The organism is Rhizobium sp. Leaf262 (assembly GCF_001422245.1).
Classification (GTDB): Bacteria; Pseudomonadota; Alphaproteobacteria; order Rhizobiales; family Rhizobiaceae; genus Agrobacterium.
In genome coordinates, this window is sequence record NZ_LMMM01000016.1 from 94,501 (window position 1) to 119,091 (window position 24,591).

The following is a 24,591-nucleotide window of genomic DNA, read 5'->3' on the forward strand; positions in this document are numbered from 1 at the left end:
GGACGCTTGCTTGGCCCTGCACCGGCCCTCTTCAGGCGATTGCTGAACGGTGCTTTTCGCTTCGCTCGTACGTGTCGTTAGATGCGGCGGGACGAAGCATGATTGGATAAAGAGAGTAATGACAACAAAAGACGAATTCGTATTCCTGCCGCTGGGCGGCGTTGGTGAAATCGGGATGAACCTGGCGCTTTATGGCTATGGTCCTGCCTCCAAGCGCCAATGGATCATGGTCGATTGCGGCGTGACCTTTGCAGGGCTCGATCTGCCGGGCATCGACCTCGTGCTGCCCGATATCAGCTTCATCGAAGAACAGCGCGGCAACCTCAAAGCCATCATCATCACGCATGCGCATGAAGACCATTACGGCGCGCTGAACGACCTGTGGCCAAGCCTCAAGGTTCCTGTCTACGCGTCGGGCTTTACCGCTGGCATGCTGGAAGCCAAGCGCAATTACGAGGGCACCCGCGCCGAAATTCCGATCACGCCGTTCAAGGCGGGCGACCGTATCAATGTCGGCCCCTTCGAAATCGAAGCCATCGGCGTCAATCACTCGATCCCTGAGCCCATGTCGCTCGTCATCCGCACGCCGCTCGGCAATGCCGTGCATACGGGCGACTGGAAGATCGACCATGCGCCATCGCTCGGACCTTTGACCGATGAAGCACGCTTCCGCGCCATTGGCGAAGAAGGGGTGCTGGCCATGATGTGCGATAGCACCAATGCGCTGCGCGATGGCGTTTCGCCATCCGAAGAGCAGGTATCAGAAGGTCTGCGCCAGATCATCGAAAATGCCGAGGGACGCGTGGCGATCACCACCTTCTCCTCCAATGTCGGGCGTATCCGCTCCATCGCGCAGGCAGCCGAACGGGCAGGGCGCGAAGTGCTGCTGCTCGGCTCTTCGCTGAAACGCGTGGTCAATGTCTCCCAGGATCTCGGTATCATGGAAGGCATCAAGCCGTTTCTGGCCGAAGACGAGTTCGGCTATATTCCCCGCAACAAGGTTGTCGTGATCCTGACCGGTTCGCAGGGCGAAGCGCGCGCTGCACTGGCGAAGCTGTCGCGGGATGAAATGCGCAATGTGGCGCTGGCGTCTGGCGATACGGTCGTCTTCTCATCGCGTGCCATTCCGGGCAACGAAAAAGCCATTCAGGACATCAAGAATGGCCTGATCGAGCAGGGCGTTCACATCGTGACCGATAACGAGGCGCTGGTTCACGTTTCCGGCCACCCGCGTCGCAGCGAGCTTCTGCAGATGTATGAGTGGGTCAAGCCGCAAATTCTGGTGCCCGTGCATGGAGAAGCCGCGCATCTGGTGGCGCAGAAGGAACTGGCCGAACAGGCTGGCATCGGGCAGGTTCCACGGGTTCGCAACGGCAATATCCTGCGTCTGGCACCCGGTCCTGCCGAAGTCATCGATGACGCACCGCATGGCCGCATCTTCAAGGATGGCCGCCTGCTGGGCGATTTTGAAGAAATGGGCATCGGCGACCGTCGCAAGCTGTCCTTTGCCGGTCACGTCTCGATCAATGTCCTGCTCGACAGTCGTTTCGATTTTGTCGGTGACCCCGATGTCGTTGCCTTCGGCCTGCCCGAGTTCGATGATGAAGGCGAAGCGATGGAAGACACGCTCTACGACTCGGTGCTGGGTGCGGTCGAAAGCATTCCGCGTGCGCGCCGCAAAGATTTGAACATCGTTCGCGAATCCATCCGCCGCGCTGTGCGTGCCACCGCCAATCAGGTCTGGGGCAAGAAGCCGATCGTGACCGTCTTCGTCACCAAAGTCTAAGCTTTCCCAGAGGAGGGGGCCATGCTGGGACGCATCAATCATGTCGCCATCGCCGTGCCGGATTTGGCAGCGGCGGTCGCGATTTATCGCGATGTGCTGGGCGCTGCGATTTCGCAGCCGCAAGCCTTGCCTGAACACGGCGTAACCGTCGTGTTCGTGGCGTTGCCCAACAGCAAGGTGGAACTGCTCGAACCGCTGGGCGAAAGCTCGCCCATCGCGGCGTTTCTCGAAAAGAACCCCTCCGGCGGCATGCACCATATCTGCTACGAGGTTGACGATATTCTGGCAGCCCGTGATCGCCTGAAAGCTGGTGGCGCCCGTGTGCTGGGCGATGGAGAGCCGAAGACCGGCGCGCATGGCAAGCCGGTGCTGTTTCTTCACCCCAAGGATTTCTTCGGGACTTTGATTGAGCTGGAGCAAGTGTGACGTGGTGCGGGCTGGCGGGCTTTTTTCCCTCATTCCTGTGACAAGAACAGGAATGAGGAAGACAAAGAAGTCCAGAGATTTGTAACGGGAGGATTATCACATGCAGTGGCTTTCGGCGTTTGCCATATTTTTCATCGTCTGGTGGACGGTTCTCTTCATCGTGCTGCCGATTGGCCTGCGCACGCAGTCCGAAGATGGGGATGTGGCGCTGGGAACGGTCGCCAGCGCGCCAACGCGCTTCAAGGGCGGTCAGATCGTGCTGATGACGACAGTGATATCGCTGGCGATTTGCGGGATCTGGTATGCCAGCACATGGTACTTCGGTTTCAGCATGGACGACCTGCCACGCATTATCCCGGTTTATGACTAGGTTTTGTCATCTAACTGTCATGTCTGCCCGTCATACAGGCATAACGCAACCTTTGGTTAGGTTGACAAGCACAGTTCCGCCGTAATTATTTCGATCATTTTACTGTGGTTCTGGAATTTCCAAAAAAAAACAAGGCATTTCAGCCTTGTTTTTCAGTTTCGCGTGATCTGTAACCGTTGCCGGGGCAGCGAATGAACGCGCCTAAGATCTCATCCTCCCAAGACTGACCGCGAAATCGGCAAGAATTTAAACTTCCTGCCTGTTTTGTGAGCTAAAGCTAGCCCATTGGTTCATCATTGTCATCAGATTTTTTGCATTTTTGTTACAGTCGGCAAAAAATTCCTCTTGATGCAATATGTCGCAGCCCTAATGCAAAATTATTCCTCCTGTAACCGTTCAGGCGCGAACACTGTCTCACAAAATCGTCGCAAAAGCGCCATGAAGGTAAATCTCCCTTTAGCAAATGCGAAGGAGTGCCACTCATTTGTCCGCTTGGATCATGCTTCAGGCGGAATCGATAGGCAGGCACGTTACGCACAGGGCAGCGGGTTCCCTTCTGATAAGGAAACCGCTATGTACGGCGCAAATATCCCGTTATTCCGGCGATTCCCGCGCATAGGCGAGGCGTCGTCACAAAATGGAAACACCCATGCGTCTCAGCCGTTACTTTTTGCCCATCCTCAAGGAAAATCCCAAGGAAGCGGAAATCGTCTCGCACCGCCTTATGCTGCGTGCGGGCATGGTCCGTCAGCAGAGCCAGGGCATCTATTCCTGGCTGCCGCTGGGTAAACGCGTTCTGGACAAGGTCAACAAGATCGTCCGCGAAGAGCAGGATCGCTCCGGCGCCATTGAACTGTTGATGCCGACGCTCCAGACAGCTGAGCTGTGGCAGGAAAGCGGTCGCTATGATGATTACGGCAAGGAAATGCTGCGCATCAAGGACCGTCAGGACCGCCAGATGCTCTATGGTCCGACCAATGAAGAGATGATCACGGACATCTTCCGGTCCTATGTAAAGTCATACAAGAGCCTGCCGCTGAACCTCTACCACATTCAGCTGAAGTTCCGTGACGAGGTTCGCCCGCGTTTCGGCACCATGCGCTCGCGCGAATTCCTGATGAAGGATGCCTATTCCTTCGATCTGACCAAGGAAGACGCAATCCACTCCTACAACAAGATGTTCACCGCTTACCTGCGCACCTTCTCGCGCCTTGGTTTGCGCGCCATTCCCATGCGCGCCGATACCGGCCCGATCGGTGGTAACCACAGCCATGAATTCATCATTCTGGCTGACACCGGTGAATCGGAAGTGTTCTGCCACAAGAGCTTCCTCGATCGTGGCATTCCCTCCGACGACACCAACTTCGATGACGTCGATGGTCTGCAGGGCATTTTCAACGAATGGACGACAGATTACGCCGCCACATCCGAAATGCACGATGAAGCCGCTTTTAACGCGATTCCCGAAGGCGAACGTCTGTCGGCGCGCGGCATCGAAGTCGGTCACATCTTCTATTTCGGCACGAAATATTCCGAGCCGATGGGCGCGAAAGTTCAGGGCCCGGATGGCAAGGAACACCTTGTCCACATGGGTTCCTATGGCATTGGCCCGACCCGCCTTGTTCCCGCCATCATTGAAGCATCGCATGACGAGAACGGAATCGTCTGGCCAGAATCGGTTGCTCCATTCGATGTCGTCATCATCAACATGAAGGCAGGTGACGCTGCCTGTGATGCCGCTTGTGAAAAGCTGTATTACTCGCTGACCAACGCCGGCAAGGATGTGCTGTACGACGATACGGACGACCGTGCCGGTCAGAAGTTTGCAACGGCTGATCTCATCGGCGTTCCGGTGCAGGTCATCGTTGGCCCGCGCGGGATCGCGGCTGGCGAGGTGGAAGTCAAGGATCGCAAGACCGGCGCACGCGAGACCGTGACCGTCGAAGCGGCAATGAACAGGGTGCTTGGCTGAAAAGCCGATAAGGAGACGACATGGCAAAAGCCGAGGCTGATAACGGTGCAGGCTCTTCCGTAAAGGATAAAGCCGCCCGACCATTTTCGGCCTTCGAGCGCATGGTGGCGTGGCGCTACCTGCGCTCGCGCCGCAAGGAAGCGTTCATTTCCGTCATCGCAGGATTTTCCTTCGTCGGCATCATGCTCGGCGTTGCGACGTTGATCATCGTCATGGCGGTCATGAACGGCTTCCGCACGGAGCTGATTTCCCGCATTCTCGGCATCAACGGCCATATGATCGTCCAGCCCATCGATCAGCCGTTGAAGGACTATGACGATCTCGCCAAGAAATTCGCAGGTGTTCCCGGTGTGACCATGGCCCTGCCGTTGGTCGAAGGACAGACGCTGGCATCAGGTCGTGGCGGTGCGGGCAGCGGTGCGCTTGTCCGCGGCGTGCGCGCCGAAGATATCGAGAAGATCAAGGAAGTCTCCGGCAACATTAAGGTCGGCGACCTCGTCGGCTTTATGTCGGGGCAGGGCGTTCTTGTCGGTTCGCGTCTCGCCTCATCGCTCGGTGTGACGGCAGGCGACCAGATTACGCTGATATCACCGGAAGGTGACGTGACGCCGATGGGCGTCAATCCGCGTGTCAAATCCTACACGATCTCGGGTGTCTTCGAGATCGGCATGTCGGAATACGATGCCTCGATGATCTATATGCCGCTGTCCGAAGCGCAGCTCTATTTCAACAATGAAGGCATCGTTCAGTCCATTGAGCTCTTCGTCACCCATCCTGACAATGTCGATGGCATCAGGCCATTGGTAGAGACGGCAGCCGGGCGGCAGATTTATATCACCGACTGGCGACAACGTAACCAGACCTTCTTCTCCGCCCTTCAGGTGGAGCGCAACGTCATGTTCATGATCCTGACGCTGATCGTGCTGGTCGCAGCGCTCAACATCATCTCCGGCCTCATCATGCTGGTGAAGGACAAGGGCAGCGATATCGCCATTCTGCGCACCATGGGCGCAAGCTCCGGTTCCATCATGCGCATCTTCTTCATGACGGGTGCTGCCATCGGCATCGTCGGCACGTTTGCGGGCGTGGGGCTCGGCGTCCTCGTCTGTCTCAACGTGGAATCGATCCGCCAGTTCTTCTCGTGGATTTCGGGTACGGTGCTGTTCGATCCCCAGCTCTATTTCCTCAGCCAGCTTCCGGCGGAAATGCAGTTGAGCGAAACCATGACCGTCGTCATCATGGCGTTGAGCCTGTCTTTCCTGGCAACGATCTTTCCGGCTTGGCGGGCATCCAAGCTCGATCCGGTCCAAGCCCTGCGTTACGAATAAGGACTGCTTCACACCATGGTCAAGAAAACAGCGTTGAAGCTTTCCGGCGTGGAACGTACCTACGGGCAGGGCGAAACCAGTCTGTCCATCCTCAAGAACGCCGATCTGGAGCTGAGAAGCGGCGAGATCGTTGCGCTCGTCGCGCCTTCGGGCACGGGCAAATCCACGCTGCTGCATCTGGCAGGCCTGCTGGAGCATCCAGATGCCGGTGAGGTCATCGTCAACGGGCGATCCTGCGGCGATCTCTCGGACGAGGAACGCACCCTGATCCGCCGCAGCGATATCGGCTTCGTCTACCAGTTTCACCATCTGCTGCCGGAATTCACGGCGCTCGAAAATATCATGATGCCGCAGCTCATTTCCGGGCTGAAGCATGCGGAAGCCAAGGAACGCGCCAGCGCACTTCTCGACTATATGCGCATCGGTCACCGGGGCGATCACCGCCCGTCGGAACTATCGGGCGGTGAGCAACAGCGCGTGGCCATCGCCCGCGCCGTGGCCAACGCACCGCTTCTGCTGCTGGCCGATGAGCCGACCGGCAACCTTGACCCCGAAACTGCATCCTATGTTTTCGGCGCTCTGGAGGCCCTGGTTCGTCAATCCGGCCTCGCAGCACTGATCGCGACCCACAACCATGAACTTGCAGGCCGCATGGACCGTCGTGTGACCCTCAGCGAAGGCAAGATCGTCGAGTTCTGATCGGCTTCTGCCACTAGCAGGCGTTACCGAAAATCTATCTGAAACCCCGCGCAGATTTTTTGCGCGGGGTTTTTCGTTTTGGACTCAACGGCTTGCAGCGAATCGAGAGCGGAACCGGCACGACTCTGAGGGCGTTGACAAGACAAGGGTGACAAATAAGCGGTTGACAATAGAACTAAATGAGAACAAAATTAGAACATAAAGAGTATGGAGAGACAAATGACTGACATCATCCGTGACATCGCAGCCTTCGCTTCCATCGCCGTCTTCGTTACCAGCTTTTCGGTCATCCTCACTTCGATGTGATGTGCCGCTGTCGTTTCATCCTGAAATGACGTGTAAATCGAACCAAAGGCGGTAGACTCTGCCTTCGGAAAAGCCGAAAATCCCGCTGACTCAGAATGACGGGATTTGATGATATGGGCGAGACTTCAGCGACCGGCGATATGGCTGGTAAGGATTTGCAAACGCCCGGCTTCGTCCATCTGCGGGTTCACTCCGCTTACTCTCTGCTCGAGGGCGCATTGCCCTTGAAAAAGATCATGTCCAAGGCTGTCGCCGACGGTCAGCCCGCCATCGCCATCACCGATACCAACAATCTTTTCGTCGCTTTGGAGTTTTCCGAAAAGGCGCGCGATGAAGGTTTGCAGCCCATCATCGGCTGCCAGATGTCCATCGACATGCAGGATGCGACAGACGACAAGCGGGGCAACAACAATCTCGCCAAGTTGCCGTCTATCGTCGTGCTTGCTGCCAACGCCGAGGGCTATGAACGTCTCGTGGATCTCATAAGCCGCGCCTATCTGGACGGTGAGGGAACGGGGCATTCCGTTCACATCACCAAGGCATGGCTGGAAGAGGGCGACAATTCCGGCCTCATCGTGCTCACAGGCGCATCGGGCGGTCCGGTCGATATGGTGTTGAAAGACGGCAATGCCAGCCATGCAACCCGCAGGCTGCTGGCGCTGAAGGAACTGTTTGGGGACCGCCTCTATATTGAATTGCAGCGTCAGGGCAATTTTGACAAGGCGCATGAACGGCGCATGATTGCGCTTGCCTATGATCACGACATTCCGCTGGTTGCCACCAACGAAGCTTTCTTTCCATCACGCGCCGATTATGATGCGCACGATGCTCTGATGGCGGTCGCCCACAACGCCATCGTCTCCGACGATACCCGCTTTCGTCTGACGCCGGATCATTACCTGAAGAGCCGGCAGGAAATGATCGCGCTCTTTGCCGATATTCCTGAAGCGCTCGACAATACGGTCGAGATCGCCCAGCGGTGCTCCTACGTGTTGAAAAAGCGTGGGCCCATACTGCCGCGCTTCACCGGTGCCAGCGAAAATCCCGATGAGGCGGATCGTGCCGAAGGAGCCGAACTGCGTCGTCAGGCTGTCGAAGGGCTGGATCAGCGTCTGGCGGCGCTGGGCATGGCACCCGGCTACACGGAGCAGGAATATCGCGAACGGCTGGATTTCGAACTCGGCGTCATCGAGCGCATGAAATTCCCCGGCTACTTTCTCATCGTTGCGGACTTCATCAAATGGGCCAAAAGCCAGGACATCCCGGTCGGCCCGGGTCGTGGCTCAGGTGCGGGCTCGCTGGTCGCCTACGCGCTCACCATCACCGACGTCGATCCCCTGCGCTTCTCGTTGCTGTTCGAACGCTTCCTCAACCCGGAACGCGTTTCGATGCCCGACTTCGACATCGACTTCTGTCAGGACCGCCGTGAAGAGGTGATCCGCTACGTCCAGAAGAAGTATGGCCGCGAGCAGGTGGCGCAGATCATCACCTTCGGATCGTTGCAGGCGCGTGCCGCTCTGCGTGACGTCGGTCGCGTGCTGGAAATGCCCTACGGTCAGGTGGACCGCATCTGCAAGCTGGTGCCCAACAATCCGGCCAATCCCACCCCGCTTTCCAAGGCCATCGAGGAAGAGCCACGCTTTCAGGAAGAGGCCGACAAGGAACCGGTCGTTGCCCGCCTGCTGGATATCGCCCAGAAGATCGAAGGCCTTTACCGCCACGCATCCACCCACGCCGCCGGTATCGTCATCGGCGACCGTCCGCTATCCAAGCTCGTGCCGATGTATCGCGATCCGCGCTCGGACATGCCCGTTACCCAGTTCAACATGAAATGGGTGGAAAGCGCCGGTCTGGTCAAGTTCGACTTTCTGGGTCTGAAGACGCTGACCGTACTGAAGGTCGCGGTGGACTTCGTTGCCAAGCGGGGCATTTCCGTTGATCTGGCGGCGATCCCGCTCGATGACGTGAAGACCTATGAGATGCTGTCGCGTGGTGAAACCATCGGCGTGTTTCAGGTGGAAAGTGCAGGCATGCGCAAGGCGCTGATCGGCATGCGCCCGGACTGCATCGAAGACATCATTGCGCTCGTCGCTCTTTATCGTCCAGGCCCGATGGAAAACATCCCGGTCTACAATGCCCGCAAGCATGGCGAGGAAGAGATCGAGTCGATCCACCCGACCATCGATTATCTCTTGAAGGAAACACAGGGCGTTATCGTTTATCAGGAACAGGTGATGCAGATCGCCCAGGTTCTGTCGGGCTATTCTCTGGGTGAGGCCGATCTTCTGCGCCGCGCCATGGGTAAGAAGATCAAGGAGGAAATGGACCAGCAGCGAGAACGCTTCGTGGACGGTGCCATGAAGAACGGCGTCTCGAAGGCGCAGTCCGACATGATCTTCGACCTCTTGGCCAAATTCGCCAATTACGGCTTCAACAAATCCCACGCCGCCGCCTACGCCATCGTGTCGTATCAGACCGCCTATATGAAGGCGCATTTCCCGGTCGAATTCCTCGCGGCTTCCATGACGCTGGATATGGCCAACACGGAAAAGGTCAACGACTTCAGACAGGACGCGGGTCGCCTTGGCATCGAGATCGTCGCGCCCTCGGTGCAGACATCCCACCGCCGCTTCGAGCCGGGTGAAAACCGCATCTATTACTCGCTGGCGGCGCTGAAGGGCGTTGGCGAAGGGGCTGTCGACCACATCGTCGAGGCGCGCGCCGACAAGCCGTTTACCAGCCTTGAGGATTTCTGCCTGCGGATCGATCCGAAACAGATCAACCGCCGTGTTCTGGAAAGTCTCGTCAATGCGGGCGCTTTCGATTGCTTCGGCAAGGACCGTGCCGAACTCATCGGCGGGCTGGACCGGATCATCGGCTATGCACAGATCGCCCAGAGCCGCCGCGTCAGCGGCCAGCACGACATGTTCGGTTCCGGCAGTGCAAGCGGCCCGGAAAAGCTTGTTCTGCCCGCCTATCAACCCTGGCTCGCCTCGGAAAAGCTTCTGCGGGAGTATCAGGTTCTGGGCTTCTACCTCACCGCCCACCCGCTCGATACCTACCGCGCCGTTCTCGACAAGCTGCGCGTGCAGAATATCGCCGACTTTACCGCTTCGGTAAAACAGGGCGCCACCGCTGGCCGTCTGGCCGGTACCGTGACCGGCAAGCAGGAGCGCAAGACCCGCACCGGCAACAAGATGGGCATCGTCACGTTCTCGGATGCGTCCGGCCAGTATGAAGCCGTGCTGTTTTCCGAAGGGCTCGGTCAGTATCGCGATCTGCTGGAAGTCGGCAAATCGCTTGTCATCACCGTGCAGGCCGAAGAGCGCCCCGAAGGCATCGGCCTGCGCATTCAGACGGCGCAGTCGCTGGAGGAGAAGTCCGTCCAGATGCAGAAGGCCTTGCGTGTCTATTTGCGCGATTCCGGCCCGATGAAGGCGCTGGCGCACCACCTCAACAAGGGCGACGGCTCGGTTTATTTTGTTCTGATCAAGGACGACGGGCAGCGCGAGATCGAACTCGAACTGCCCGGTAAATATCGAATCTCGCCGGAGATCGGTGCTGCATTCCGCTCCGCATCAGGTGTGATCGATGTTGAGCTTATCTGATTGGTTGCAACCTGTTATTGAATTTTTTTAAAGTGGTTTCAAAACAGGCTGTTGGTCGGATAGGCATAGGCGCCATTGTCGATGAAACCCTGTCGTGACAGGCACGCTCTCAAGGCTGCGTTATAGTAATATGAGCTGGCGTATGCCGTGCCGCGAGGTGGCGTGCTGGCTTCTGCCGTGCACCTTACCAGGGCCTGGTCGTAAATATCGAGAATAACGGGATCGCTCGTCACCGGAGGTCCGGCATAGATGCTGTAATTCTGCGGCGCTTCAGCGGCCGATACACAGGCCAGTCCAAGAACTGCCGCAGCGAGATATTTGAGGTTCATGTGGGCTCTCCAAGCTGTCTTGCCGAGCCATTTGAACGCCTTGGCAGCCACTTCGTTCCCGCTCTACGTGCAGTCACGCGCCGCGCTGCTGCATATCAGGTTGGACCATCCTTTGTGATGGTAACGAAGTCAGTGCCTTCGCCGGTTTCAAGGCCGTGACTGAGATCGGAAACCGTGATTGAGCTGCCTGTCGTCAGCTCGCTTTCCAGCCTGTCGCGAATCCCTTCCGGTATGTCGAGACGGTCCAGAACCGCGCTCAGAGAATTTGGGCGCCCCGGTGCATCGGCCACATCGATGCCGAGACGTTTGCGTGCAGCTGTCGGCAGATGATTGTCCAGCGTCAGGCCGTTCCACTCGGCTTTTCCCTGGTCCTGGTCGATATTAATGACTTCGAAGAAATGCGTTCCAAGCGCGATATGCGGATCCTTGATGTGGATCGGCGCTTCGAACAGCGGCTTGAAATTGCGCCGCACCATAAGCTGGCCGTTTGGCGCTGCTTCTGCGCCGGCAGAGGCGTAAAGCGCATCCATGAAGGCGTCGGTCAGCAGCGGGCCGGTGGTCTTCATGTCTTTCCAGCGCTTGAAGCCATTCACGGCACTGACGGTCATCGTCCCGGCATACCCATCCGCGACACCCGCATCGAAGCCGAGATCGGTCAAAAGGCGTTGAACGTCCATGATCCTTTCACGGTCACCGCGCCGGGTGATGAGAATGCGCAGGGGAGCGAGGTCCTTGCTGGCGACCGGTTTGCGCTTGACCGAGCTTGTCGTCTGGTTGACGGCAACCTCCACCAGCTTCAGCGATGCATCGAAGCTTGCCGGACGCAATTCCACATCAGACAGCATAAGCCCGTCTGCCGCAGGCGCGTCTCGCGGCTGCAACAGGGCAGGGTGGTCGATGGCACGCAGAGCGCCTGGGTCGTCGGCCACGATGACATGCACGCCCCGTGCCGTCATGCCATACAGTGTCTTGGCAAATTTTGCCGGCAGGCGAATGCAGCCATGCGAAGCGGGATAATTCGGCACGCGTCCCTCATGCAGGGCGATGCCGGACCATGTCAGCCTTTGCATGAAGGGCATGGGGGCTGCCGAATAGATGTTGGATTCGTGGTATTTGCGCTTGTCGAGAATGGAAAAGATACCGCTCGGTGTCTGATGACCCGGCTTGCCGGAGGAAACTCTCGATGTGGCGACTATCTCACCGTCCTCGTAGAGCGAAAGTGTCTGCTCGCTTTTGGAGACGACGATCTGCAGGCTGCGGGCATCACCCGCAAGCGCCGTCTGAACCAGAACGGATGTCGAAAGGAGACAGGCTCCCACAAAGGCACGCAACATCATGTGTCACTCCAACGCATTACAAGACACGCCCGGACAGTGGGCGCGGGAGCCTCGAGAACCGGATAAGTCCAGTGCGGCTTTCGTGGAGGTAGAATGACAGCGGGGATTTAAGGAAACTTTTAAATGTCGATCACGACTGTGTGTCGGGCGACTATTTTTTCGTGCCGAAAGTGTATCCGGTCTCGACTGCGCCTTTCCCGAACTTGTCTCGCAACTTGTCCATTGCGGCTTCCGCCGCCGCGCGTCGCCCGGCATGGGCATCGACAAGGTCCGGCGGATCGGCCAGCGAGGGGTTGCAAAGGTCGGTCACGCCAATGCCGATCAGTCTGAACTTGGTTCCATCTGTTTCCTTTTCCAGCAAGGAGATGCCGGTTCGAAAAATCCTGTCGGCAAGCTGTGTCGGGTCTTCCAGCCGCTTGTTGCGCGTTCGGGATTTGAAGTCTGAGGTCTTCATCTTCAGGACGACCGTGTGGCCCGCAACCTCGTTCTTCTTCAGCCGCCACGCGACTTTCTCCGAAAGGGACCGCAGGATCGAAACCAGCTCATCGTGCCGGGATATGTCGTTGAAAAAGGTCGTCTCCGACGATACGCTTTTTGCCGGGTCGTTGGTGTGAACATCGCGATCGTCTATGCCGCGCGACAGGCGAAACAGACGCTGGCCCATCGTGCCATAGCGGCGCATGAGATCGCCTTCATTCATCTGCTGCAATTGTGAGATCATCCGGATGCTATCGGCCTCCAGTGTCGCTGCAAAGGCCTTTCCGACGCCCCATATGGTCGTTACCGGACGCGCCGCCAGAAACGACAAGGCTTCCTGCTCGCCGATGACAGAAAACCCGCGCGGCTTTTGCAAATCCGACGCCACCTTGGCCAGAAACTTGCAATAAGAAAGCCCGACGGAAACAGTGATGCCGATTTCCTTCTCCACACGTCTGGCGAAGCTGGCCAGAACCCGGGCAGGCGGGTCGTGATGAAGCCGTTCGGTGCCGGACAGGTCAAGAAACGCTTCATCGATTGAAATCGGCTGCACGAGCGGTGTCAAATCCTGCATCATCGCCCGTATCTGCCGTCCAACGCGCACATATTTTTCCATGTCCGGTTTGACGACCACCGCCTGGGGGCACGCTTCCAGCGCCTTGAACATCGGCATGGCCGAGCGCACGCCATGGATGCGAGCAATATAACAGGCTGTGGAGACGACGCCGCGCTTGCCGCCGCCGATAATCACCGGCTTGTCCGCCAGTTCGGGATTGTCTCGTTTTTCGACCGCAGCATAGAACGCGTCGCAATCTATGTGGGCAATCGGCAGGTCGTAGAGTTCCGCATGAAAGACGAGGCGAGGGCTTCCGCATCGCGCACACCGTCTCAACCCCTCCCGCTGTCCGGCAAGGCAGTCACGGCAAAAACCGGGATCGTAGCTCGAAATCACTGGGGCCATGGCTCAGAAACAAAAAGGGAACGTTACCCACCTTATTCCTTTGCTTTCCTGCGCTCAAGAGTGCATCCTACATGCCAGTCAGTTTATGACGTTCTTGAATGGCTGGGGAAGGCGTCGCTGCGGCACTCAACTTGGCTGGGCAATGATTAATGCAGAAGTCGCGCTCGATGCGTAAGCCAGGAATGTTCTGAAGCGTGTGGGTGGATGGCGGTGGCGGTTAATATTCGCCAGAGCTGAGGCCAGGTCCGGAATAGTGGTGCCAGGCCGCTTCGACGTCTTCAGGTCTTGTGCCTGTGGCATCGCAGAAGGCCATCAGGTCTGGCTCATGGCTCATGAGAAAGTCCGTTAGGCCAGCGAGAAAACCGGGATCATTGACCGCCTGTCGCAGCATATTGGGTTGCAAGCCGCTGAGGGCCAGAAATCTGGCAAGCATATCCGGCTCGCTGGCGAGCCAGCCAAGTATGGCGATTGCCGTTTCATGACTGTCTTTAGGGGCTTTTTTGCCGTTTTTTGTATCGTGCGACATTTGTTTACTGAAGTTACCTATTTCTCAACCAAATCCCACTAGCGTGCATCCTTGGGGGATAATGGAATCGCTTCTCTGGCACTCTATATGTCTGTGAATAGGTTTCAAAGTGAAACGAGGACTGGTCCCATGCCCAAACAGGTCATGATAGTTGAAGACAATGAGCTGAATATGAAGCTCTTTCGTGATCTGATCGAGGCGTCTGGTTATACCACTATCCAGACACGCAATGGTATGGAAGCGCTCGATCTGGCGCGCAAGCACCGTCCCGATCTTATCCTCATGGACATTCAACTCCCGGAAGTCTCCGGTCTCGAAGTTACCAAATGGCTGAAGGAAGATGACGAGCTGCACGTCATTCCCGTCATCGCCGTTACGGCCTTTGCGATGAAGGGCGATGAAGAACGAATTCGTCAGGGCGGGTGCGAAGCCTATGTGTCGAAACCGATCTCCGTTCCGAAATTCATCGAAACCATTAAAACATATCTTGGCGACGTGTGAGGCGAGGCTGGGTGCATGACTGCAAGAATTCTGGTCGTCGATGATATCCCGACTAATGTGAAGTTGCTCGAAGCGCGCTTGTCGGCTGAATATTTCGATGTCCTGTGCGCGGACAATGGCACCAGAGCGCTGGCGATCTGCAATACGGAGCAGGTCGATATCGTCCTTCTCGATATCATGATGCCGGATATGGACGGGTTCGAAGTCTGCGAACGCCTGAAGGCTAACCCGGCGACGGCCCATATTCCTGTGGTCATGGTCACCGCGCTCGATCAGCCGGCAGACCGCGTGCGCGGTCTGAAAGCCGGTGCAGATGACTTTTTGACCAAGCCAGTCAATGATCTCCAATTGATTTCACGGGTGAAAAGCCTCGTCCGCCTCAAGACGATGAGTGACGAGTTGCGTGCACGCGCTCAGACCGCCCAGACCATCGGCGTCGGCGATCCGATTTCCGAAGCCTCGCAGATCGAACAGCCCGGCCGTGTGCTTTTGATCGATGGCCGCGCAAGTTCGCAGGAGCGGATCATCAAGGCGTTAAAGCCCGTTGCGACGGTCGTTGCCTTAACGGAACCCGCCACGGCCTTGTTCGAGGCCGCTGAAAATGACTATGAGATGGTCATCGTCAATTCCAACTTCGACAATTTTGATCCGCTGCGGCTTTGTTCGCAATTGCGCTCGCTGGAGCGGACGCGGTTCCTGCCTTTGCTGCTGGTTACGGAGCAGGGAGACGAGGCCATGATCGTGCGTGCGCTGGAACTCGGCGTTAACGACTACATCATTCGTCCAATCGATCCCAATGAACTTGTCGCTCGCTCACTGACGCAAATCCGGCGCAAGCGGTTTAACAACCGGCTGCGCGAAAATCTCGATCAGACGATGGAGCTGGCTGTCATCGACGCGCTCACTGGCCTTAACAACCGGCGCTATCTCGATAGTCACCTGAAAATCCTGTTCAACCGCGCCGCACTTCGAGAGCGTCCGCTGTCGGTTTGTATTACGGATATCGATCGCTTCAAGCAGGTCAACGATACCTATGGTCACGAGGCTGGCGACGAGGTGCTGCGCGAATTTGCGGCCAGGCTTCGGTCCACCGTCCGCGGTGCGGATCTGGCATGCCGTTATGGCGGCGAAGAATTCGTCGTGGTTATGCCGGACACGTCCGTCGATCTCGCAGCATCCGTCGCAGAACGCTTGCGCTCCATCATCGAAGGTGCGCCATTTGTTCTGCGCTCCGGGCAGGAGCTGCATATAACGGCCTCTCTCGGCATCGCCACCAACGCTGTCGCTGTTGAAACGCCGGAGCAACTCATGCGGCAGGCAGACAGGGCGCTGTACGAGGCCAAGAGCGCAGGTCGTAACCGCGTAGTCGCTGCCGCTGCCTGATTTCCCTGTGACGATTCTCGGTCACGAAGAAGGTTATCCACAACAACAATCATTGTTTGACGTAGTCGTGATGCGAACGCGGTCTCGCTGGTGACGCGAAGCGAAAACCGTCATCAATTCTCTATGCGACGACGCGGACGCTGTGTTTCGGCAGGTAAGGCGAAGTATTCCGCGTAAGCTGAAAAGCCCGTTTTATTGCGTTCAATCTTCGCCTGATCGCCTGACGTAGCGTAAGGTAAATTTTATAGTGTAAATGAGATAGAAAAACGGTCGTCAATTCTGACGAGCAGCGTGTATCATCCGAATTTAAATTAGTAGTTTTTTTGTTTCATCGCGGGATATTTAACCATATCCGGTTGTCGAAATGTGATTCGATTAAGAATTTGTTGATTTTCTTCAGATGTTACGCGACACTTCATCCTATCAAGAACGTCCGCATGTGTCGCCTTTACTTTAGACTGCAAGCTGACAGACAGTTCGGTTTTTGACAGGTTGCCTCTCCTTGGAAAGGCTGTCGGTTCAGATACCCCATGGTGCTCAGGTCCGCCGCACTTCCTGGGTCTTGGGGTCGGTCGACCGGTGATGCTCTAGAACGGTTCCTCGTGCCGTCTTTGCCGTCCCGGTCGACCCACTATTTCCAGACATTTCATTCCCTCTTCAGCGTCGCATCCTGCGCCTCTGTGGCTGCATTCGGTAACAGTCGTGTCTGAAGATCAGGCAACAAAAAACGCGCCTCAAAGGGCGCGTTCTTGGCATGCGATGATCAAGAAAATTACTTGATCTTCGTTTCCTTGAATTCAACGTGCTTGCGTACGACTGGATCGTACTTAGTCTTCGTCATCTTGTCCGTGAAGGTACGGCTGTTCTTGGTGGTGACGTAGAAAGTACCGGTGTCGGCCGTCGACAGCAGCTTGATCTTGATTGTTGTAGCTTTCGCCATGGTCGTCCTGCCTTTAACAAATAGTGAGTCCGCGGACCTGTTGGACCCCGGCTAAATCTGGCGCGAAACTACGGATCGCGCTCGAAAAGTCAAGTCCGATTTGATCCGAAAACTGAACGGGCAATGGAAAGAACCACGTAAAGCGCGAAAAACATCGCCAAAGCCCAGGCAAAACCGTTGGTGCCTGCAACATCCATGGAGATGCCGACGGTTTGCGGACCGGCAATGGTACCCATGGCGTAACAGAAGATGAAGGCGGCATTGGCGGCCACCAGATCGGAACCGGTGAGGCGCGAGCCCAGATGCGTGAGTCCCACCGTGTACATGCCGGAAACGCACCCGCCCCAGAGCAGAAGCAGGGATGAGAGCAGCAACCAGTTATCCACCAGCAAGGGCAAAGCCATGGTGCCTATGACACCTGTCAGCGCCATCAGGCCCAGCAGAACACGCCGGTCCTTCATGCGATCAGACAGCATGCCGATGGGAATTTGGAACGCCATATTGCCGATGGCCATGACGGTCAGGAGCAGCGCAGCCTGCGATTCGCTGAAGCCTTCTCTGGTCGCATAAACTGGGAAAAGCGAAAGTCCGCCTGCCTGTACCGAACCGTAAACGAAGGCGGCAGCAGAGGCCATCGGGACGAGCCAGATGTAGCGAACGAAATGGTGGTTGGGTTTTTCATCGAGGTCCGGGCTTTCGTGCCGGGCCAGATAGATGGGAATGGCGGCAAGAAGAATGATGGCGGAGCCGACGAGGAAGGGCGTGATTCCCTCGCTGCCGATGGCGGAAAACAACAGGGGGCCGCCTGCAAAGCCGACGGCCATGCCCGTTGCATACATGCCCAGCACCATGCCGCGCCGCTTGGGAGGTGCAGCGGCATTGATCCAGAATTCCGACAGGATGAACAGCATCGTTGTTGCGCCGTGGAACACGATGCGCAGAGGAAACCACATCCAGAAGGCATCGGCGAAATAGAAGCCAAGCGCGCTGATGGCGGAGACGACCACGGCGGTCATCATGGTCCGCGCTACGCCGCAGTCATGTGCCAGCTTGCTGGTGATCGGCGCAGCGATCATTGCCGCAACACCCGCCATGGCCGTGTTCAGGCCGATCATGGTGGAAGATATGCCGCGCTTTTCGAGGATGATGCTCAAAAGCGGAAGGCCCAGGCCGATGGCGATGCCCACGGCGCTGATGGCGGAAATGGCGGCAATCAGCGATGGCCAGTGAATATCGTCGGCGTCGCTAGTGGGATGTGACATGGAAACCTTTTATAGAAAGCCACGAGTAAATATGCCGCGACGCTCGAAATATTGTCGCACCGGGCTTTCGAATTGTAATGAGCGCCCACCTATCATGAACTTTGTGACATCTTCGAGAACCATGCGTGTAATAGGCGCCATGTTCAGACTGGAATAGTCATTAATGTCAAGCCACTGGAGCTCCAGCAGCTCGTCCGAATCGACAATACGATTGGGATCGATGCCTGCTTCGTCGGCAAAACAGCTAAAGAAGCGCGTATCGTAACGTCTCACGCGCCCAGGCGGTGTCACCGCTCGCGCTACGAAACGCAGCAGCGACAGATCTGGTGCCTGCGCGCTCTCAACGCCGAAGTTCAGTCCCGTTTCCTCCCGCAACTCGCGAATGGCCGCCAGCGCCAGTGCCCTTGCACCAGCCGCCGTCAGCGGGCGCGATGCGGAGCGCACGAGTTTTGCCAGGACGACAGGATGGAGATCGCCGCTATAGGGTAAGGCATGGTCTCGCGGATCACGACGCCCGCCCGGAAACACGAAGACATCGGGCATGAAAACATGGGCGCTGCTGCGCTTGCCCACCAGAACGCGTATCCGCGCCGTTGATCGGTCCAGAAGAATAATTGAGGCCGCATCGCGGGGACGCATTGTCTTTGGTTTGTCATCAGGCTTTTGGGTGAGCAAATCGATCACTCGGTTTAATGCGAGGAGCCGTCTATCTGTTCTTTGACGGGTTCATTGCTGAAGCCATGCATCTTCAAGGCCCATTGCAGACCGATGACGCCACCCTTGATTGGCTGGATGGTCAACAGCGCGACGAGAATGGTAATCGGCACCCAGATGGCGAAGTGAACCCACATCGGCACCAGAAACACCGTATCGGTCATCATGAAGCCGCCAACGGCGACGTGACCGAGGATCATGATGGAGATATAGGGCGGCAGGTCGTCGGAGCGCTGGTGGTGCATGTCTGCGCCACAGGATGCGCATTCATCGACCGGCTTCAGCCAGGCGCGAAAGAGATGGCCGTTGCCGCAAGCCGGGCATCGGCTCAACATGCCGCGCATGATCGAGCGACCGAGCGGACGGTCTTCCGGTTTGCCACCATACTGCACTGTCTGCGTCTCGGTCGTGGTCATGCGCGTGTCCTCTGGACTTGTTATCTGCGTCTGCGTGGCGGTCTTGTGCCGGGTGTCGGGCCACTCGTTCGGCGCGTGGTCTTGTGGAAGGAGCGTGTCGCCGCAGGCATCTTCTTGCCCTCGTTCAACACCTCGAACCTCAAGGCACCGGCAAGCGGCACGGCTTCAGCCAGACGAACCTGAACCGTATCGCCAAGCTGATAGCCAAGTCCGGTCTTTTCACCCGTCAGAGCCTGATGCGCCTCGTCATAGATGTAATAGTCCGTACCCATCGTAGATATAGGAACGAACCCGTCAGCGCCAAACTGCGGCAGCGCGACAAATAGTCCCGCCTTGGTGACACCGCCGACCCGGCCTTCGAATTCTTCGCCCACGCGCTGCGAAAGATGGTGCGCAATCAGCCGGTTGACCGTATCGCGTTCCGCCGCCATGGCGCGCCGCTCGAAGGTGGAGATTTCGGCAGCCACATCGGCCAGCGTCGCTTCTTCCTGCGGCGTGATGCCGCCTTCACCGAGGCCCAGCGAACCCACCAGCGCACGGTGCACGATAAGGTCGGCGTAACGACGGATGGGAGAGGTGAAATGCGCGTATTTCATCAGGTTCAGGCCGAAGTGGCCGATATTGTCCGGGCTGTAGATCGCCTGGCTCTGTGAACGCAGCACCATCTCGTTGACGATGATCTGATGCGGCGTATCCAGCGCACGCGCCAGAATGCCGTTGAAGGAATTGGCGCGAACCTGCCCGCCCTTGACCAGCGAATAGCCTATGGTGTTGAGGAATTCGCGCAGCACTTCCTGCTTGGCAATGGTCGGCGCATCATGCACGCGGTAGACCAGACGCTGTTTCTTCTGCTCCAGCGTTTCGGCGGCACAGACATTGGCCTGAATCATCATCTCTTCGATCAGCTTGTGCGCGTCGAGACGGTCGGGAACATGCACACGGTCAACCGTGCCATCCGCTTTCAGAATGATCTTGCGTTCCGGCATGTCCAGCTCAAGCGGCTGGCGACGGTCGCGACCGATCTTCATCACCTCATAGGCGTGCCACAGAGGCCGCAGGATGGGCTCCAGCATCGGGCCGGTCTTGTCATCCGGGTTGCCGTCAATCGCGGCTTGGGCCTGCTGGTAGGAAAGCTTGGCTGCACTCTTCATCATGATGCGATGGAAGGTGTGGCTGGCCTTGCGGCCTTCCTTGGAAAAGACCATCCGCACGGCCAGCGCTGGGCGGTCCACGCCTTCCTTCAGCGAGCAGAGATCGTTGGAAATACGCTCCGGCAGCATCGGCACGACGCGGTCGGGAAAATAGACCGAGTTGCCGCGCTTCAGCGCTTCGCGGTCCAGCGGTGAGCCGGAACGGATGTAATAGGAAACATCGGCAATCGCGACGGTGACGATCACGCCATCCGGGTTATCGGGCGAGGGATCCAACTCCGCATAAACGGCGTCGTCATGGTCCTTGGCATCCGCTGGGTCGATGGTGATCAGCGGCAGTTTGCGCCAGTCTTCACGGTGCGCCATCGTCGCTGGCTTCGCCGCATCCGCTGCCGCCAGCACGTCGGATGGGAAGATGTGCGGAATGCCGTGCGCATGAATGGCGATCATAGAGATCGCCTTTTCCGATGCCACAGAACCGACGACTGAGAGAACCTTGGCGCGCGGCAGGCCATAACGGCCGCTGTTGCGCGAGGTTTCCACCTCCACCAGATCGCCGTCCTTGGCATCGCCCACGCCATCGGGATCAATGACCATCTCATCGCCGCGACGCTCGATCGGCATCAACCGGCCACCGCCACCCGGCGTTTCCTTGAACACGCCGAGCGATCCGCCCTGACGTCTGTCGATCAGCTTGATGATGCGCGCGGTATAGGCGGGGCCGCTCGCTTCCTTGGATGGGAAAATCTTGGCCAGCACACGGTCGCCAATGCCGCCCACCGGGGCCTTGCCCTTTTGGCGGTCGGCAGAGGACTGGCGAATGATGACGGCAGGCGCCGCCCCGTTCTCTTCCGGCCATTCTGCGGGACGACCGATCAGGCCGCCATCCTTGTCGCGCGTCGTGATGTCGAGAACCGTGACAGGCGGAAGACCGCCCGGACGCATCAGCGACTTGCGGCTCTTGTGCACCATGCCGTCGGTCTCAAGCTCCTTCAACAGAGCCTTCAGCACGATGCGCGTTTCACCCTTCAAGCCGAAGGCCTTGGCGATTTCGCGCTTGGAGGCCTGATCGGGATGTTCGGCAATGAATTTCAGCAGCACATCGCGCGGCGGAACTTCGCCGTGGATGATGCCAGCAGATTCGAGAACTTTTTTCCCGCGACCGGTACGGCCGAAGCCATCGCCCGCCGAACCGGATGTTTTGCGCGGTGCTTTGCTCAAGATTCTGCCTTCTTCGCTTTAGGAGCAGCCTTTGCCTTGGCCGCTGTTTTGGGCTTTGCAGCCGCTTTTGGTTTCGCCGCAGCCTTAGGCTTCGCCTTGGCTTTTGTCTCGCCATCGGCGCTTGCGGCCTTGGTGGTCTTTTTCGGCGCTGCCGCCTTCTTGGCCTTCACGGGCTTGCCGTTGCTGCCGGTGCCGGTTTTGGCAATACGCTCGGCAATCAGAACCAATGCTTCGTCCAGCGTAACCGTGTCAGGCGCCTGCGCCTTTGGAATGGTCGCATTGACCTTGCCCCAATTGACGTAGGGACCATACTTGCCGTCGCGAACGGTAATCGCGCCGCCATCGGGGTGGTCACCCAGTTCCTTCAGTGCGGCAGGCGTGGAGGAGCGTCCACGCCCCGGCGATGCCTTCTTTTCGGCAATCACAGTCACGGCGCGGTTGAGGCCAATCGAGAACACGTCCTCGATGCTTTCCAGATTGGCGTAACCACCATCATGCAGCAGGAACGGCCCGTAACGACCAAGACCTGCCGAAATCATCTTGCCCGATTCCGGGTGCTTGCCAATGTCGCGCGGCAGGTTGATGAGCGCCAGCGCCTTTTCGTGGTCGATATCTTCAGGCTTCCAGCCCTTGGGCAGCGACGAACGCTTGGCTTCCTTGCCGTCGCCACGCTGAATGTAAGGTCCGAAACGACCGGAACGCAGTGTCAATTCTTCACCGGTATGCGGGTCAGCACCCAGCGCCTTCGGCTCGTTCAGGGCAGCGGCTTCGGCTTCCGCACCATCCGAGTTCAGCTGGCGGGTGAAATTGCATTCGGGATAGTTCGAGCAGCCGACGAAAGCGCCGTACTTGCCGAGCTTGAGCGACAGGTTGCCCGTGCCGCAGACCTGACAAATGCGCGGATCGGAGCCGTCTTCGCGGGTCGGGAACACCAGCGGTGCCAGAACCTCGTTCAGCGCATCCAGCACGTTGGTGACGCGCAGTTCCTTGGTGTCTTCGATCTGAGCGAAGAAGTCCTTCCAGAAATCGCGGAGAACCTGTTTCCAGTCCAGTTCACCCGCAGAAATCCGGTCGAGCTTTTCTTCCAGATCGGCAGTGAAGTCGTATTCGACGTACTTGGTGAAGAAGCTTTCGAGGAACGCCGTCACCAGCCGTCCACGCGAATGCGGCACCAGCTTGCGCTTGTCGACGATGATGTATTCACGGTCGCTCAGCGTCTTCAGTGTCGCGGCGTAGGTGGAAGGACGGCCAATGCCGAGCTCTTCCATCTTCTTGATGAGCGAGGCTTCCGAGTAGCGCGGTGGCGGCTCGGTAAAGTGCTGGCTGGCATTGATCTTCTGCTTGGCGAGGGCTTCGCGGGCATTGATCTGCGGCAGACGGCCATCTTCATCGCCATCCTCGCTCTGCTCGCCGTCTTCCTTCTGGTCGGTATAGGCGGCAATGAAGCCGTCGAAACGAATGACGGAACCGACGGCACGAAGACCTGCCTTCTCGCCCTTGTTTTCGGCGAGAATTTCAACGGTCGTGCGCTCTATCTCGGCAGACGCCATCTGGCTGGCGATGCCGCGCTTCCAGACCAGTTCATAAAGCCGCAACTGGTCGGCATCGAGGTATTTCTTCACCTGATCCGGCGTACGGCTGAAATCGGTCGGGCGAATGGCTTCGTGCGCTTCCTGGGCATTCTTGGCCTTGGTGGAATAGAAGCGCGCCTTTTCCGGCACGTATCGGGCACCGAACTGATCGCCAATGGCGCTGCGCGCAGCATCGATGGCTTCGGGTGCCATCTGCACACCGTCGGTACGCATATAGGTAATAAGACCCACGGTCTCACCGCCGATGTCGATACCTTCATAAAGACGCTGCGCCACCTGCATGGTGCGTGATGCGCCAAAGCCCATGCGAGACGATGCGGCCTGCTGAAGCGTGGACGTGGTGAAGGGAGGGCCCGGGTTGCGCTTGACGGGCTTGGCCTCGACCGTGTCGACGGTATAGGTCGCGCCTTCCAGCAATGCCTTCAAACGGTTGGCATCGTCGCCGGTTTTCACCGACCGGCCCTGCAGGCGCTTGCCATCGGCAGACACCAGCTTGGCCTCGAAGTCATCGCCACGCGGCGTCTTCAACAGCGCCGAGATGTTCCAGTATTCCTCGGAGACGAACCGCTCGATTTCCGATTCACGGTCGCACACCAGTCGCAGCGATACCGACTGAACACGGCCAGCCGAACGCGCACCCGGCAGCTTGCGCCACAAAACGGGAGAGAGATTGAAGCCGACGAGGTAGTCCAGCGCACGGCGCGCGAGGTACGCGTCCACCAGCGGAATGTCGATGTCGCGCGGATCGGCCATCGCGTCGAGTACGGCCTTTTTGGTGATGGCGTTGAACACGACGCGCTTCACCGGCTTGTCGCCCAGGACCTTCTTCTTTCGCAGCAGATCGAGAACGTGCCAGGAAATGGCTTCCCCTTCGCGATCCGGGTCGGTCGCGAGAAACAATCCGTCGGATGCCTTCACGGCATCGGCGATTTCCTTCATGCGCTTTTGCGAGGCGGGATCGACCTCCCAGGACATTTCGAAATCCTGATCGGGAAGCACCGAGCCGTCCTTTGCGGGAAGATCGCGAACGTGGCCGAACGATGCGAGTACCTTATAGCCTGGGCCAAGATACTTGTTGATCGTCTTGGCTTTTGCCGGTGATTCTACGACGACGACATTCATATTTTCTTCTTTCGGAACTTGCCCGTTAACATGCCCTGCCACTTTTCAACCTGCAACAGGGCGACCTTTATTTCGACATGGACAGGTAATGCGTTCGGGTCAAGAGGCCAAGGGCGTTTTTCTGCCATTACACCAAGATGCAACCTATTGGGGATTGAATTCTC

General features: G+C 57.8%; 19 protein-coding genes. 9 read left to right on the top strand and 10 right to left on the bottom strand.

Annotated elements, in window-relative coordinates; all coding sequences use genetic code 11:
- Positions 1 to 118: 118 nt before the first annotated feature.
- From ASF29_RS14610 to dnaE, 7 genes are all read left to right on the top strand, one after another.
- Positions 119 to 1,786 (top strand): ribonuclease J, encoded by a 1,668-nt coding sequence (locus tag ASF29_RS14610; RefSeq protein WP_062451395.1) that lies wholly within the window; start codon positions 119 to 121, stop codon positions 1,784 to 1,786.
- Between the two features lie 21 nt (positions 1,787 to 1,807).
- The gene (gene mce / locus ASF29_RS14615) at positions 1,808 to 2,212 is read left to right on the top strand and encodes a methylmalonyl-CoA epimerase (protein ID WP_062451396.1); all 405 of its coding nucleotides are present in this window, start codon (positions 1,808 to 1,810) and stop codon (positions 2,210 to 2,212) included.
- A gap of 100 nt (positions 2,213 to 2,312) precedes the next feature.
- Positions 2,313 to 2,582, top strand: coding sequence for a DUF1467 family protein (locus ASF29_RS14620; protein ID WP_062451397.1), 270 nt, complete (start codon positions 2,313 to 2,315; stop codon positions 2,580 to 2,582).
- Between the two features lie 649 nt (positions 2,583 to 3,231).
- On the top strand, positions 3,232 to 4,554 hold the full coding sequence (gene proS, locus ASF29_RS14625; RefSeq protein ID WP_062451398.1) for a proline--tRNA ligase: 1,323 nt from the start codon (positions 3,232 to 3,234) through the stop codon (positions 4,552 to 4,554).
- A gap of 20 nt (positions 4,555 to 4,574) precedes the next feature.
- A complete protein-coding gene (locus ASF29_RS14630) occupies positions 4,575 to 5,882 on the top strand; it encodes a lipoprotein-releasing ABC transporter permease subunit (RefSeq protein WP_062451399.1) in 1,308 nt (435 codons plus the stop codon).
- A gap of 15 nt (positions 5,883 to 5,897) precedes the next feature.
- A complete protein-coding gene (locus ASF29_RS14635) occupies positions 5,898 to 6,581 on the top strand; it encodes an ABC transporter ATP-binding protein (protein WP_062451400.1) in 684 nt (227 codons plus the stop codon).
- Positions 6,582 to 7,000: 419 nt separating this feature from the next.
- Positions 7,001 to 10,495 (top strand): DNA polymerase III subunit alpha, encoded by a 3,495-nt coding sequence (gene dnaE, locus ASF29_RS14640; RefSeq protein WP_062451678.1) that lies wholly within the window; start codon positions 7,001 to 7,003, stop codon positions 10,493 to 10,495.
- Between the two features lie 38 nt (positions 10,496 to 10,533).
- On the opposite strand, the gene ASF29_RS14645 is transcribed toward dnaE, so the two are convergent.
- The 4 genes from ASF29_RS14645 to ASF29_RS14660 form a co-directional block, all read right to left on the bottom strand.
- A complete protein-coding gene (locus ASF29_RS14645) occupies positions 10,534 to 10,824 on the bottom strand; it encodes a hypothetical protein (RefSeq protein WP_062451401.1) in 291 nt (96 codons plus the stop codon).
- Between the two features lie 95 nt (positions 10,825 to 10,919).
- Positions 10,920 to 12,161, bottom strand: coding sequence for a L,D-transpeptidase family protein (locus ASF29_RS14650; RefSeq protein ID WP_062451402.1), 1,242 nt, complete (start codon positions 12,159 to 12,161; stop codon positions 10,920 to 10,922).
- 151 nt (positions 12,162 to 12,312) lie between these two features.
- Positions 12,313 to 13,599 (bottom strand): DNA polymerase IV, encoded by a 1,287-nt coding sequence (locus ASF29_RS14655; protein WP_062451403.1) that lies wholly within the window; start codon positions 13,597 to 13,599, stop codon positions 12,313 to 12,315.
- Positions 13,600 to 13,816: 217 nt separating this feature from the next.
- Positions 13,817 to 14,125, bottom strand: a complete 309-nt coding sequence (locus ASF29_RS14660; protein WP_062451404.1) for a DUF3572 domain-containing protein — start codon at positions 14,123 to 14,125, stop codon at positions 13,817 to 13,819.
- 129 nt (positions 14,126 to 14,254) lie between these two features.
- Here ASF29_RS14660 and ASF29_RS14665 point away from each other — a divergent pair, with 129 nt between their 5' ends.
- A complete protein-coding gene (locus ASF29_RS14665; protein WP_062451405.1) occupies positions 14,255 to 14,626 on the top strand; it encodes a response regulator in 372 nt (123 codons plus the stop codon).
- A gap of 15 nt (positions 14,627 to 14,641) precedes the next feature.
- Entirely contained in the window at positions 14,642 to 16,009 is a 1,368-nt protein-coding gene (locus tag ASF29_RS14670) for a PleD family two-component system response regulator (protein ID WP_062451406.1), read from the top strand.
- A 772-nt stretch (positions 16,010 to 16,781) separates the two neighbouring features.
- Here the strand turns inward: ASF29_RS14670 and rpmG are convergent.
- The 6 genes from rpmG to topA all read right to left on the bottom strand — a co-directional run bounded on the left by rpmG (position 16,782) and on the right by topA (position 24,427).
- Positions 16,782 to 16,949: a 50S ribosomal protein L33 gene (gene rpmG / locus ASF29_RS14675; protein WP_003496403.1), complete on the bottom strand. Its 168-nt coding sequence runs from the start codon at positions 16,947 to 16,949 to the stop codon at positions 16,782 to 16,784.
- 89 nt (positions 16,950 to 17,038) lie between these two features.
- The gene (locus ASF29_RS14680) at positions 17,039 to 18,211 is read right to left on the bottom strand and encodes an MFS transporter (protein ID WP_062451407.1); all 1,173 of its coding nucleotides are present in this window, start codon (positions 18,209 to 18,211) and stop codon (positions 17,039 to 17,041) included.
- 9 nt (positions 18,212 to 18,220) lie between these two features.
- Positions 18,221 to 18,850: an NUDIX domain-containing protein gene (locus tag ASF29_RS14685; RefSeq protein ID WP_062451679.1), complete on the bottom strand. Its 630-nt coding sequence runs from the start codon at positions 18,848 to 18,850 to the stop codon at positions 18,221 to 18,223.
- A 50-nt stretch (positions 18,851 to 18,900) separates the two neighbouring features.
- Positions 18,901 to 19,341, bottom strand: a complete 441-nt coding sequence (locus ASF29_RS14690; protein ID WP_062451408.1) for a DUF983 domain-containing protein — start codon at positions 19,339 to 19,341, stop codon at positions 18,901 to 18,903.
- A 20-nt stretch (positions 19,342 to 19,361) separates the two neighbouring features.
- Positions 19,362 to 21,713: a ribonuclease R gene (gene rnr / locus ASF29_RS14695; protein ID WP_062451409.1), complete on the bottom strand. Its 2,352-nt coding sequence runs from the start codon at positions 21,711 to 21,713 to the stop codon at positions 19,362 to 19,364.
- Positions 21,710 to 24,427 carry a type I DNA topoisomerase gene (gene topA / locus ASF29_RS14700; RefSeq protein ID WP_062451410.1) on the bottom strand — a complete coding sequence of 906 codons (2,718 nt, stop codon included), beginning with the start codon at positions 24,425 to 24,427 and terminating at the stop codon, positions 21,710 to 21,712. The genes rnr and topA overlap by 4 nt, the downstream gene beginning before the upstream one ends.
- Positions 24,428 to 24,591 lie beyond the last annotated feature (164 nt).

Coding starts and splice junctions, on each gene's coding strand:
- ASF29_RS14665 (WP_062451405.1), top strand. CDS start 14,255: ATGCCCAAACAGGTCATGATAGTTGAAGACAATGAGCTGAATATGAAG.
- ASF29_RS14650 (WP_062451402.1), bottom strand. CDS start 12,161: ATGATGTTGCGTGCCTTTGTGGGAGCCTGTCTCCTTTCGACATCCGTT.
- ASF29_RS14645 (WP_062451401.1), bottom strand. CDS start 10,824: ATGAACCTCAAATATCTCGCTGCGGCAGTTCTTGGACTGGCCTGTGTA.
- ASF29_RS14660 (WP_062451404.1), bottom strand. CDS start 14,125: ATGTCGCACGATACAAAAAACGGCAAAAAAGCCCCTAAAGACAGTCAT.
- rpmG (WP_003496403.1), bottom strand. CDS start 16,949: ATGGCGAAAGCTACAACAATCAAGATCAAGCTGCTGTCGACGGCCGAC.
- topA (WP_062451410.1), bottom strand. CDS start 24,427: ATGAATGTCGTCGTCGTAGAATCACCGGCAAAAGCCAAGACGATCAAC.
- dnaE (WP_062451678.1), top strand. CDS start 7,001: ATGGGCGAGACTTCAGCGACCGGCGATATGGCTGGTAAGGATTTGCAA.
- ASF29_RS14610 (WP_062451395.1), top strand. CDS start 119: ATGACAACAAAAGACGAATTCGTATTCCTGCCGCTGGGCGGCGTTGGT.
- ASF29_RS14685 (WP_062451679.1), bottom strand. CDS start 18,850: ATGCGTCCCCGCGATGCGGCCTCAATTATTCTTCTGGACCGATCAACG.
- ASF29_RS14670 (WP_062451406.1), top strand. CDS start 14,642: ATGACTGCAAGAATTCTGGTCGTCGATGATATCCCGACTAATGTGAAG.
- ASF29_RS14630 (WP_062451399.1), top strand. CDS start 4,575: ATGGCAAAAGCCGAGGCTGATAACGGTGCAGGCTCTTCCGTAAAGGAT.
- ASF29_RS14655 (WP_062451403.1), bottom strand. CDS start 13,599: ATGGCCCCAGTGATTTCGAGCTACGATCCCGGTTTTTGCCGTGACTGC.
- ASF29_RS14620 (WP_062451397.1), top strand. CDS start 2,313: ATGCAGTGGCTTTCGGCGTTTGCCATATTTTTCATCGTCTGGTGGACG.
- ASF29_RS14635 (WP_062451400.1), top strand. CDS start 5,898: ATGGTCAAGAAAACAGCGTTGAAGCTTTCCGGCGTGGAACGTACCTAC.
- ASF29_RS14680 (WP_062451407.1), bottom strand. CDS start 18,211: ATGTCACATCCCACTAGCGACGCCGACGATATTCACTGGCCATCGCTG.
- ASF29_RS14690 (WP_062451408.1), bottom strand. CDS start 19,341: ATGACCACGACCGAGACGCAGACAGTGCAGTATGGTGGCAAACCGGAA.
- proS (WP_062451398.1), top strand. CDS start 3,232: ATGCGTCTCAGCCGTTACTTTTTGCCCATCCTCAAGGAAAATCCCAAG.
- mce (WP_062451396.1), top strand. CDS start 1,808: ATGCTGGGACGCATCAATCATGTCGCCATCGCCGTGCCGGATTTGGCA.